Genomic DNA, 11,887 nt, shown 5'->3' on the forward strand with positions numbered 1-11,887 from the left:
TGAGTCGCTCGTTGACCTAGCGGGTAAACGCCAACGAGCCCGTAATCCGGGCAGCGGACGCTAGCCTGGTAGGACGTCGTTCTGAAGAGAGGCAACATGATCGGTCGAACCAAGAAGCCTGAGCTCGACTCTCAGCAGAATGGCCTCACGGGCAAGCCCAAAGCGTCTACCCGCGCACTGGCGCAAATCATCGAACGCAGCTCGCACGTCCAAGGCCCGGCGGCGGAGGCCTACGTGGCCCGTCTGCGGCGCGCCCACCCGGGTGCCAGCCCGGCCGAGATCGTGACCAAACTCGAGAAGCGGTTCTTGTCCGTCGTGACGGCCAGCGGTGCCGCCGTCGGCGCTGCGGCAACCTTCCCCGGCATCGGCACCATCGCCGCCCTCTCTGCGGCCGCTGGCGAGACTGCGGTGTTCCTCGAGGCCACCGCGCTGTTGGTGTTGGCCCTCGCGTCGGTTTATGACATTCCCCTCGATCACCGCGACCGCCGGCGCGCCCTGATCCTGGCCGTCCTGGTCGGCGATGACAGCAAGACCGCCGTGTCAGAACTGATCGGTCCCGGGCGTACCGCCGGCGGCTGGGTATCGGAAAGCATGGCCTCGCTGCCACTGCCGGCGATCTCGAAGTTGAACACGCGGATGTTCAAGTACTTCGTCAAGCGGTTCGCGCTCAAGCGCGGGGCGCTCATGTTCGGCAAGCTGATGCCGGTCGGCATCGGCGCGATCATCGGCGCCATCGGCAACCGGATGATCGGCAAGAGGCTGGTGCGCAACGCGCGGTCGGCCTTCGGTGACCCACCGGCGCGCTGGCCGGTGACGCTGCACCTGCTGCCACCCGTGCGGGATGCAGGCTAGCCGCACCCGGCCGTAAAACGGGCGGCTTCTGCCGGACTCACTGGCGGATGGCCAGCAAAGGGTTAGCCTTTATGGGGCGGTAATCTGCACCGGTTGGCGAGGTGCGAGGTCGACCGCCAACCGGACGGCAAAAAGTTGCAGGTGTCGGGCAAGGGTGCCGGCAAAGAGCTTGCAAGACAAAGGAATCGAGGCGAACAGCGGCCGTGGCCAACATAAGTTCACCATTCGGACAAAACGAATGGCTGGTCGAGGAGATGTACCGCAAGTTCCGCGACGACCCCTCTTCGGTGGATCCCAGCTGGCACGAGTTCTTGGTTGACTACAACCCCGAGGCACTGCATGACGCGGGCCAGGACGCCCCGGCCAAGCCCGCCGCGCCGGCGGCGCAGCCCAAGGCGCCAGAGCCCACGCCCGCGCCCGCGCCGACCAAGCCGGCCGCCACCCCCGCGGCGGGTAACGGCTCACCCGCGCCCGCGGCGGCCCCGGCCAAGCCCGCCGGCCCCCAACCCGGCGAGGGCGACCAGGTGCAGGTGCTGCGCGGCGCCGCGGCGGCCGTCGTCAAGAACATGTCCGCGTCGCTGGACGTGCCCACGGCCACCAGCGTTCGGGCCATTCCGGCCAAACTGCTGATCGACAACCGCATCGTCATCAACAACCAGCTCAAGCGGACCCGCGGCGGCAAGATCTCGTTCACGCACCTGCTGGGGTATGCGCTGGTGCAGGCAGTCAAGCAGTTCCCGAACATGAACCGGCACTACGCCGAGGTCGACGGCAAGCCGACCGCGGTCACCCCGGCGCACACCAACCTGGGCCTGGCCATCGACCTGCCCGGCAAAGACGGCAAACGTTCGTTGGTGGTGGCCGGCATCAAGGGCTGCGAAGAACTGCGCTTCGCCGAATTCGTCTCGGCGTACGAGGACATCGTGCGACGGGCGCGGGACGGCAAACTGACCGCCGAGGACTTCAGCGGCGTGACGATTTCGCTGACCAACCCCGGCACCATCGGCACCGTGCACTCGGTGCCCCGGCTGATGGCCGGCCAGGGCGCCATCATCGGCGTCGGCGCCATGGAATACCCGGCGGAGTTTCAGGGCGCCAGTGAGGAGCGCATCGCCGAACTGGGCATCGGCAAGCTGATCACCCTGACCTCGACCTACGACCACCGCATCATCCAGGGCGCGGAATCGGGCGACTTCCTGCGCGCGATCCACGAGATGCTGCTCTCGGACGACTTCTGGGACGAGATCTTCCGCGAGTTGAGCATCCCCTACATGCCGGTGCGGTGGAGTACGGACAACCCCGACTCGATCGTCGACAAGAACGCCCGCGTCATGGAGTTGATCGCGGCGTACCGCAGTCGCGGACACCTGATGGCCGACACGGATCCGCTGCGACTGGACAAGACCCGTTTCCGCAGCCACCCCGACCTCGAGGTGCTGACCCACGGCCTGACGCTGTGGGACCTCGACCGCGTGTTCAAGGTCAACGGGTTCGCCGGTGCGCAGTACAAGAAGCTGCGCGACGTGCTGGGCCTGCTGCGCGACGCGTACTGCCGCCACATCGGCGTGGAGTACACCCACATCCTCGACCCGGAACAAACGCGCTGGCTGGAAGAACGAGTCGAGCAAAAGCACGTCAAACCGACTGTGGCGCAACAGAAGTACATTCTGAGCCGGCTCAACGCCGCCGAGGCGTTCGAGACCTTCCTGCAAACCAAATACGTCGGGCAGAAGCGGTTCTCGTTGGAGGGCGCCGAGAGCGTCATCCCGATGATGGATGCCGCGATCGACCAGTGTGCCGAACACGGCCTCGACGAGGTGGTCATCGCCATGCCGCACCGCGGCCGCCTCAACGTGCTGGCCAACATCGTCGGCAAGCCCTACTCGCAGATCTTCAGCGAGTTCGAGGGCAATCTGAACCCGTCGCAGGCCCACGGTTCCGGTGACGTCAAGTACCACCTCGGTGCCACGGGCACGTACCTACAGATGTTCGGCGACAACGAGATTCAGGTGTCGCTGACCGCCAACCCGTCGCACCTGGAGGCCGTCGACCCAGTCCTCGAGGGTCTGGTCCGGGCCAAGCAGGATCTGCTCAACCACGGCGACACCGACACCGACGACCAGAAGGCCTTCTCGGTGGTGCCGCTGATGCTGCACGGTGACGCGGCCTTCGCCGGCCAGGGCGTCGTCGCCGAGACGCTGAACCTGACGAACCTGCCGGGTTACCGCGTGGGCGGCACCATCCACATCATCGTCAACAACCAGATCGGCTTCACGACGGCGCCGGAGTTCTCGCGCTCCACCGAGTACTGCACCGACGTCGCCAAGACGATCGGCGCGCCCATCTTCCACGTCAACGGCGACGACCCCGAGGCGTGCGTGTGGGTGGCGCAGCTGGCCGTGGACTTCCGCCAGCGGTTCAAGAAGGACGTCGTCATCGACATGCTGTGCTACCGCCGCCGCGGGCACAACGAGGGCGACGACCCGTCGATGACGAACCCGTACATGTACGACGTCGTCGACCTCAAGCGCGGCGTCCGCAAGAGCTACACCGAAGCGCTGATCGGCCGTGGCGACATCTCGATCAAGGAAGCCGAAGACGCGCTGCGTGACTACCAGGGTCAGCTGGAACGGGTCTTCAACGAAGTCCGTGACCTGGAAAAACACGGCGTGCAGCCGAGCGCGTCGGTGGAGGCCGACCAGATGATCCCGGCCGGGCTGGACACGTCGGTGGACAAGTCGCTGTTGGCCCGCATCGGCGACGCGTTCATGGCGTTGCCGGAGGGATTCACCCCGCACTCGCGGGTGCTGCCGGTGCTGGAAAGGCGCCGGGAAATGGCCTACGAGGGCAAGATCGACTGGGCGTTCGGCGAGCTCCTGGCACTGGGTTCGCTGGTGGCCGAAGGCAAGTTGGTGCGGCTGTCCGGGCAAGACAGTCGCCGCGGCACGTTCTCGCAGCGGCACTCGGTGATCATCGACCGCAACACCGGCGAGGAGTTCACCCCGCTGCAACTGCTGGCGACCAACAAAGACGGCACCCCCACCGGGGGCAAGTTCCTGGTCTACGACTCGCCGTTGTCCGAGTTCGCGGTCCTCGGCTTCGAGTACGGCTACACCGTCGGCAACCCGGACGCCGTGGTGTTGTGGGAGGCGCAGTTCGGCGACTTCGTCAACGGCGCACAGTCGATCATCGACGAGTTCATCAGCTCCGGTGAGGCCAAGTGGGGCCAGCTGTCCACGGTGGTGTTGCTGCTGCCGCACGGCCACGAAGGGCAGGGCCCCGACCACACCTCTGGCCGGATCGAACGCTTCCTGCAGCTGTGGGCCGAGGGTTCGATGACGATCGCGGTGCCGTCGACGCCGGCGAACTACTTCCACCTGCTGCGTCGGCACGCCATGGACGGGGTCATGCGCCCGTTGGTCGTGTTCACGCCGAAGTCGATGCTGCGCAACAAGGCCGCGGTCAGCGACATCCGGGAATTCACCGAGATGAAGTTCCGCTCGGTGTTGGAGGAGCCGACCTACGAAGAAGGCGTGGGCGACCGCAGCAAGGTCACCCGCATCCTGCTCACCTGCGGCAAGATCTACTACGAGCTGGCGGCGCGCAAGGCCAAGGAGAAGCGCGACGACATCGCGATCGTGCGGCTCGAGCAGCTCGCGCCGCTGCCCAGGCGGCGGCTCGAGGCGACGCTGGACCGCTACGAGAACGCCGAGGAGTACTTCTGGGTGCAGGAGGAGCCGGCCAACCAGGGCGCTTGGCCGTCACTGGGCCTGACGCTGCCCGAGGTGCTGCCCGAGAAGCTCACCGGGATCAAGCGGATCTCGCGCCGGGCGATGTCGGCGCCGTCCTCGGGCTCCTCCAAGGTGCACGCCGTCGAGCAACAGGAAATCCTGGACAAAGCCTTCGGCTGACGCTCCCCCTCCGTGGGGCCGCGAGCGACCGTGTTTGCACACGGACACGCGGCGTTGGCTGGCAGTTTGCGGACGCTCGCGAGCTCGCGAGCCGGTTGCGTTAGGGGCTTTTCGTAGCGCCGTTATTGCCCGTCGCGCCGGTGACTGAACCTGAGCCGCCCGTGCCGCCGCCGCCATTGCCCTGGCGGTGCCGCCAGAACCCGCCTGACCCAGGAAGCCTCCCTGTCCCGCCGCCCCGGCCGAACCGCCGGCACCGCCTTGCCCGCCCTTACCGCCGACGCCGCCATTGCCGCCGAGCCCGCCCTTGCCGCCGATCCCGAACTCGTTGCCGGTGCTGATTGCGTCGGCGTTGCCGCCATTGCCGCCGAGCCCGCCCTTGCCGCCCATACCACCGGCGCGCCTCCTAGGCCCCACGAGGCACCGCAACCCGCGCCCTCTGCAGTCGCACAGACGTCGGCAACAATCCCCATAGCTCTTTGCGGGGGCGTTGTTACCGCCACGGGTACAGGCTAATGGTCGCTCGCCCGAGCGACGGGTCATTCCAACAAAATTTACGCGCTCGTCAGTCAGGACTACTGCAATCGCACACGTAGAGCCATCCGGGCCAGAGCCGCGCCCGTGATCCGACTAGCCTCGATTCCGAGCCGAAACAAGGGAGAGTGCTGCATGGAGGGTTTCGCCGGGAAGGTCGCGGTGGTCACCGGCGCCGGGTCGGGTATCGGACGGGCGCTGGCCATCGAACTGGGGCGCTCCGGCGCCAAGCTCGCCATCAGCGACATCGACACCGAAGGACTGGCGGAGACCGAGGAGAAGCTCAAGGCCATCGGTGTGCAAGTCAAAGCAGACCGGCTCAACGTCGCCGAGCGCGAGTCCTTCGTCGCCTACGCCGACGCCGTGAACCAGCACTTCGGCAAGGTGAACCAGATCTACAACAACGCAGGCATCGCACACAGCGGCGACATCGAGATCTGCCACTTCAAAGACATCGATCGGGTGATGGACGTCGACTGGGGCGGCGTGTTGAACGGCACCAAGGCATTCCTGCCCTACCTGATCGAGTCCGGGGACGGACACGTCGTCAACATCTCGAGCGTCTTCGGCTTGTTCTCGGTGCCGGGGCAGGCTGCATACAACGCGGCCAAGTTCGCCGTGCGCGGCTTCACCGAGGCGCTCCGGCAGGAAATGATCGCTGCCGGCCATCCGGTTGGCGTCACGTGCGTGCACCCGGGCGGCATCAAGACCGCGATCGCGCGCAATGCCACCGCCGCCGAAGGCCTCAACGCCGAGGAGATGGCCAAGGCGTTCGACACGCGGATGGCCCGCACCAGCCCGGAACGAGCCGCCCGAATCATTCTGGACGCGGTGCGTAAGAACAAGGCTCGGGTTCTGGTCGGAGCAGACGCCAAGGTCTTGGACGCCATCATTCGGTTGACGGGTTCGGGATACCAGCGGCTGTTTCTATCGGTGCTCAGCCGCGTGGCCCCGCCGTCACATCCTTAGGCCCGCGTACCCGAGACCGCCGGTACCGGCTAACCTCGACGCTGAGCCGTAACGAGGGAGGGGCGCTCATGGAGGGTTTCGCCGGCAAGGTAGCCGTGGTGACGGGTGCCGGATCGGGCATTGGACGGGCATTGGCCCTCGAGCTGGGTCGCTCGGGCGCCAAGCTGGCCATCTGCGACGTCGATACCGAAGGCTTGAAGGAGACCGAGGAGAAGCTGAAGGCCATCGGCGCGCCGGTCAAGGCCGACCGCATCGACGTCACCGAACGCGAGCGCTTCCTGCTGTACGCCGACGAGGTCAACGAGCACTTCGGCCAGGTGAACCAGATCTACAACAACGCCGGCATCGGTCACACCGGTGACGTCGAGGTCGAGCAGTTCAAGGACATCGAGCGGGTCATGGACGTCGACTTCTGGGGCGTGGTGAACGGCACCAAAGCGTTTCTGCCGTACCTGATCGCCTCCGGCGACGGCCACGTCACCAACATCTCCAGCATCTTCGGGCTGTTCTCGGTGCCCGGCTACTCCGCCTACAACTCGGCCAAGTTCGCCGTGCGTGGCTACACCGAGGCGTTGCGTCAGGAGATGAGGCTGCACGGCCACCCAGTCGGGGTCACCGCCGTGCACCCGGGCGGCATCAAGACCGCGATCGCCCGCAACGCCACCGTGGCCGAGGGACTCGACCGCGACGCACTCGCCGAACTGTTCGACAAGCGACTGGCCAACACCAGCCCGACGCGGGCCGCCCGGATCATCCTGGGCGCGGTGCGCAAGAACAAGGCGCGCGTGCTCGTCGGTCCAGATGCCAAGGTCCTGGACTTGATGGTGCGCGTCACCGGCTCGGGCTACCAGCGGATCACCGAGTTGTTCGTCAGTCGAGTCGTCCCGACCAAGCGATAAGCTCAGCCCTGAGCGGCCCTGAGCGCAAACCGCAATCAGCGTCCCAGCGGATGCTCCCCGAGCCACCCGTCGGCCACCGCCTGCGGGTCCGCACCCCCGGCCACCTTGCGCCACAGGTCGGTCAAGGCCTCGGTGTCCAGCACACCGGCCACTTCGTTGATCGCCAGCAACTGCCGCGTGGTCAAGGCGTTTCGGCGATACAGCGGCACCACGTTCTCGGCGCGGATCAGGGCGTTCTTGCTGGCGTCGGCGAGCACCACCAAGTCCCCGGGAATGCCCGGGTTGGCGGTGGTGGTCCACGCCGCGGTCAGCTCGTTGGACCGTAGTGCGGCGAAAAGCGCTGTGTCATTGGGGAATTCGCGCGGACGGGGCATCTTACAACTGCCCACCGCCGCGGGCGCGTGCCCGCCCTTGACGATGCCGACGGTGAGCCCGTCACAGTGCCGCTGCACCAGGGTGAGGTCTGCGCTGAGATCCTGGCCGCCCCACGCCTGGCCGGTGGCGGGCGTCACCACCAAGGCGGGCTTGTCCTCGGCCGCCGTGGTGTAGTCCCCCGACGCGATCCCCTCGGGCAGGGCCGCATTCATCGCCTTGTAGACCTGCTTGTCCGACAGTGCGGAGTCGTCCGGTTGCAGGGAATGCAATACCTGCCCGGTGAAGGCCGGCACGACCGTGAACTCGCCGGAGTCCAGCTTGGCCATCGGGTCGTCGGCGGTTTCCGCGCGAGCCGGGAAACCGTACGAGCGCAGCGCCGACACATACAAACTGGCCAGCAGCCTCGACTCGGGGTCTGCTTTGGACCCGACCACCAACTCCGGTCCGGGCGGTGCGGCATGATCGCCGTGCTGCCCAGAACATCCGGTCACGACCAGCAGCAGCGCCAACAGCGGCGCAGCCAGCCTGGCGATGCTCACACTTAGTCGTCTGAGGATGCGGCCACGGCGACCGCCATGGCCACCGCCTCACAGACGCGCAGGTCCAACGGGCTCGGGACGATCCGGTCGGGCGCGAGGTCCTCACGCACCACGGAGAAGATCGCCTCGGCCGCCGCGACCATCATCTTTTCGGTGATCTGGCGCGCCCCGACGTCCAGCGCTCCGCGGAAGATGCCGGGGAAGGCGAGCACGTTGTTGATCTGATTGGGAAAGTCGCTGCGACCCGTCGCCACCACGGCCGCGTACTTGGCCGCTACCTGGGGATGAATCTCCGGGTCGGGGTTGGACAGGGCGAACACGATCCCGCCGGGTGCCATCGTGGCAATGAACTCTTCGGGGACGACGCCACCCGACACCCCGAGGAAGACGTCCGCGCCGGCCAGCGCCTCGGCCGCGCTGCCGACCACACCGCGAGGGTTGGTGCGTCTGGCCAGGTCGGCCTTGACGGCGTTCATGTCCGTGCGCCCGGTGTGCAAAATCCCGCGGGAATCGAGCACGGTGATGTCCGAGACACCCGAGGCCAGCAGCAGGTTCGTGCACGCCACGCCAGCTGCGCCGGCACCCGACACCACCACCCGCACCGACGACATGTCGCGGCCGAGCGCGGCGGTGGCACCCATCAACGCCGCCAACACCACGACCGCGGTGCCGTGCTGGTCGTCGTGCATGACCGGGCAGTCGAGCGCCTCGATCACCCGGCGCTCAATCTCGAAGCAGCGCGGGGCGGCGATGTCTTCGAGGTTGACGGCGCCGAACGTCGGGCGCAGCCGTACCAGCGTTTCGACGATCTCGTCAGGGTCCTTGGTGTCCAGCACGATCGGGATCGCGTTCAGCCCGCCGAACTCCTTGAACAGCGCGCACTTGCCCTCCATGACAGGCAGTGACGCGGCCGGCCCGATGTCACCAAGGCCCAGTACCGCGCTGCCGTCGCTGACGACCGCCACCAGCCGGTTCGCCCAGGTGTAGCGGGCCGCCAGATTGTGGTCCGTTGCGATCGCCCGGCTGACCTGGGCTACGCCCGGGGTGTAGGCGATCGATAGCGCGCGCTGGGTATCAACCGGCGCGGTCAGGCCTACGCAAAGCTTGCCGCCTTCGTGCGCCTCAAAGATCTCTTCATCGGTAACAACAACCTGGGATCGCTCGAGCGTTTCCGACACGGCCCCTAGGGTACTGACTACCGATTAGTCGACCTAATTCAGATCAGCTTAAGCTCGGTGACCGCGTTGCGCTCGTCGACCAATTCGGCGGTGCTGTTGTCGATGCGGCCGCGGGAGAACTCGTCGATCTCCAGGCCCTGCACGATCGACCAGTTGCCGTCCTTGGTGGTCACCGGGAAGGACGACACGATTCCCTCGGGCACGCCGTAAGACCCGTCGGAGTAGACGGCCATCGACACCCAGTCACCCTCGGGGCTGCCCAGCAGCCAGTCGCGGGCGGCGTCGACGGTGGCCGAAGCGGCCGAGGCGGCCGACGAAGCACCACGCGCCTCGATGATGGCGGCGCCGCGTTTGGCGACCGTCGGGATGAAGTCGTTTTCGATCCAGTCCTGGTCGTTGACGACCTCGGCCGCGTTCTTGCCGCCGATCTCGGCGTGGAAGATGTCGGGGTACTGGGTGGCCGAGTGGTTGCCCCAGATGGTCACCTTCTTGATGTCGGTGACGGCGGCGCCGGTCTTCTTGGCCAGCTGCGAGATCGCCCGGTTGTGGTCGAGGCGGGTCAGCGCGGAGAACCGCTCCTTGGGGATGTCGGGGGCGTTGCTCAGCGCGATCAGCGCGTTGGTGTTGGCCGGGTTGCCCGTGACGCCGATGCGGACGTCGTCGGCGGCGACGGAGTTCAGCGCCTTGCCCTGGGCGGTGAAGATCGCCCCGTTGGCCTCGAGCAGGTCGCCGCGCTCCATCCCCTTGGAGCGAGGGCGGGCACCGACCAGCAGGGCCAGGTTGACGCCGTCGAAGATCTTGTTGGCGTCGGCGCCGATCTCAACGTTGGAAAGCAGCGGGAAGGCGCAGTCGTCGAGTTCCATCACGACACCTTCGAGCGCCTTCAGCGCCGGCTCGATCTCAAGGAGTCGCAGCTCGATCGGGCGGTCCGGACCCAGCAGCGAACCGCTGGCGAGACGGAACAGCAGGCTGTAGCCGATCTGGCCGGCGGCACCGGTGACAGCGACCTTGAGTGGACTTGCGCTCACGTCGGTTTGCTCCTCTTGGAAAGTCATTTGAAACAACTGGCTCGGGTCGAAACTAGCGCACGCTCGCCGAACCGAGTCCTCCGGTCCAAAACTAATCAGCCGCTGGCAGCACCTGCACGCGTAGCATGGAGCACCGCCCGGCCAACCTGAGCTGTGTTAGGAGGTCGATGTGTTCCCAGGGTTCGATGCCTTACCCGAAGCACTCCGACCGGTAGCACGGACGCGCCCGGCGCAGGGACTGCCGGCTTCCGCGCCGCAGGCCAAGACGCTGGTCGATTGTGGTGTCTATGCCGACGGCAAGCGCATGCCAGGCGAGTACACGCCTGAAGAGGCACTGGCCAAGGTCCGCGAGCTCACTCCGGCCCACCCGGACGCGTTCGTCTGGGTCGGGCTGCACGAGCCCGACGATGCCCAGATGCAGGAAGTGGCCGACGTCTACGGACTGCACCCGCTTGCCGTCGAAGACGCCGTGCATGCTCATCAGCGGCCCAAACTCGAGCGCTACGACGAGACCCTGGTCCTGGTACTGAAGACGGTCAACTACGTCCCGCACGAATCGGTGGTGCTGGCCCGCGAGATCGTCGAGACCGGCGAAATCATGATCTTCGTCGGGAAGGGTTTCGTGGTCACCGTCCGCCACGGTGAACACGGCGGCCTGCACGAGGTGCGCAAACGCATGGACGCCAACCCGGAGCACCTGCGGCTGGGGCCGTTTGCGGTGATGCACGCGATCGCCGACTACGTGGTGGACCACTACCTCGAGGTGACCAGCCTGATGGAGGACGACATCGACAGCATCGAGGTGGTGGCGTTCGCGCCCGGCCGCAACGTGGATGTCGAGCCGATCTACATGCTCAAGCGCGAAGTTGTCGAGTTGCGCCGCTGTGTCGCCCCGCTGTCGAACGCCTTCCAGCGCATGCAGCTGGAGAACAAGGATCTGATTTCGAAAGAAGTGCGGCGCTACCTGCGCGACGTCGCCGACCATCAGACGCAGGCCACGGATCAGATAGTCGCTTACGACGAAATGCTCAACTCGCTGGTGCAGGCCGCGCTGGCTCGCGTCGGCGCGCAACAGAACATGGATATGCGCAAGATATCGGCCTGGGCCGGCATCATCGCCGTACCCACGATGGTGGCGGGGATCTACGGCATGAACTTCCGCTTCATGCCGGAGCTGGACTCCCGGTGGGGTTACCCGGCGGTGGTCAGCTTGATGGTCGTGATCTGCCTGGTCCTCTACGCCAGCTTCCGCCGACGCGGCTGGCTCTGATTTGTTGACCGCCAGCCGACCGGCCAACTGCCCTATGCGTGTCCCGACGTGAGCCAGGGATGCACGTCGCTGCTGATCCGGTCGACGGGCCAACCGGTGTGCTGACAGGCGTGAATCACCGCGGCAGCGCTCGAGGCAGCAAACACCGCGAACAAAGTGTGGTCGTTGGGGACCGCCACCACCATCATCAACGTGACCTGCGCCAAATGTTCCGTGGAGACAGCCGCTGCGCGACGAAGACGTTCGGCAACAGCGTTGGCGGACAGCGCTATCGGCTCTCCCTGGTACCACTCCACCAGAAAGCACGAGGCCGCAACGTCATCAATCATCGAATC

Annotated in this window: 9 protein-coding genes; 5 read left to right on the forward strand and 4 right to left on the reverse strand. The window is 66.4% G+C overall.

Annotation, left to right across the window (positions count from 1 at the left end; all coding sequences use genetic code 11):
* Positions 1-96: 96 nt before the first annotated feature.
* From G6N68_RS20660 to G6N68_RS20675, 4 genes are all read left to right on the forward strand, one after another.
* Positions 97-852, forward strand: a complete 756-nt coding sequence (locus G6N68_RS20660; RefSeq protein ID WP_205351397.1) for a hypothetical protein — start codon at positions 97-99, stop codon at positions 850-852.
* A 203-nt stretch (positions 853-1,055) separates the two neighbouring features.
* Positions 1,056-4,763: a multifunctional oxoglutarate decarboxylase/oxoglutarate dehydrogenase thiamine pyrophosphate-binding subunit/dihydrolipoyllysine-residue succinyltransferase subunit gene (locus G6N68_RS20665; protein ID WP_163716254.1), complete on the forward strand. Its 3,708-nt coding sequence runs from the start codon at positions 1,056-1,058 to the stop codon at positions 4,761-4,763.
* A 666-nt stretch (positions 4,764-5,429) separates the two neighbouring features.
* Positions 5,430-6,263: an SDR family NAD(P)-dependent oxidoreductase gene (locus G6N68_RS20670; protein ID WP_163716257.1), complete on the forward strand. Its 834-nt coding sequence runs from the start codon at positions 5,430-5,432 to the stop codon at positions 6,261-6,263.
* Positions 6,264-6,331: 68 nt separating this feature from the next.
* On the forward strand, positions 6,332-7,162 hold the full coding sequence (locus G6N68_RS20675; protein WP_163716260.1) for an SDR family NAD(P)-dependent oxidoreductase: 831 nt from the start codon (positions 6,332-6,334) through the stop codon (positions 7,160-7,162).
* Between the two features lie 35 nt (positions 7,163-7,197).
* Here G6N68_RS20675 and G6N68_RS20680 read toward each other — a convergent pair whose 3' ends face one another.
* From G6N68_RS20680 to G6N68_RS20690, 3 genes are read right to left on the reverse strand one after another with little or no spacing between them, the layout of a single operon-like run.
* Complete coding sequence (locus G6N68_RS20680) at positions 7,198-8,076, reverse strand: glycine betaine ABC transporter substrate-binding protein (protein ID WP_163716263.1); 879 nt, start codon at positions 8,074-8,076, stop codon at positions 7,198-7,200.
* Positions 8,077-8,078: 2 nt separating this feature from the next.
* Positions 8,079-9,254 (reverse strand): NAD(P)-dependent malic enzyme, encoded by a 1,176-nt coding sequence (locus G6N68_RS20685; protein WP_163716266.1) that lies wholly within the window; start codon positions 9,252-9,254, stop codon positions 8,079-8,081.
* Between the two features lie 38 nt (positions 9,255-9,292).
* On the reverse strand, positions 9,293-10,282 hold the full coding sequence (locus G6N68_RS20690) for a malate dehydrogenase (RefSeq protein WP_163716269.1): 990 nt from the start codon (positions 10,280-10,282) through the stop codon (positions 9,293-9,295).
* A gap of 169 nt (positions 10,283-10,451) precedes the next feature.
* Here G6N68_RS20690 and corA point away from each other — a divergent pair, with 169 nt between their 5' ends.
* Entirely contained in the window at positions 10,452-11,552 is a 1,101-nt protein-coding gene (gene corA, locus G6N68_RS20695) for a magnesium/cobalt transporter CorA (RefSeq protein WP_163716271.1), read from the forward strand.
* Between the two features lie 32 nt (positions 11,553-11,584).
* Here corA and G6N68_RS20700 read toward each other — a convergent pair whose 3' ends face one another.
* Positions 11,585-11,881, reverse strand: coding sequence for a hypothetical protein (locus G6N68_RS20700; RefSeq protein ID WP_163716274.1), 297 nt, complete (start codon positions 11,879-11,881; stop codon positions 11,585-11,587).
* Between the last annotated feature and the right edge of the window lie 6 nt (positions 11,882-11,887).

It is taken from the genome of Mycobacterium bourgelatii (assembly GCF_010723575.1).
GTDB classification, from domain to species: Bacteria; Actinomycetota; Actinomycetes; order Mycobacteriales; family Mycobacteriaceae; genus Mycobacterium; species Mycobacterium bourgelatii.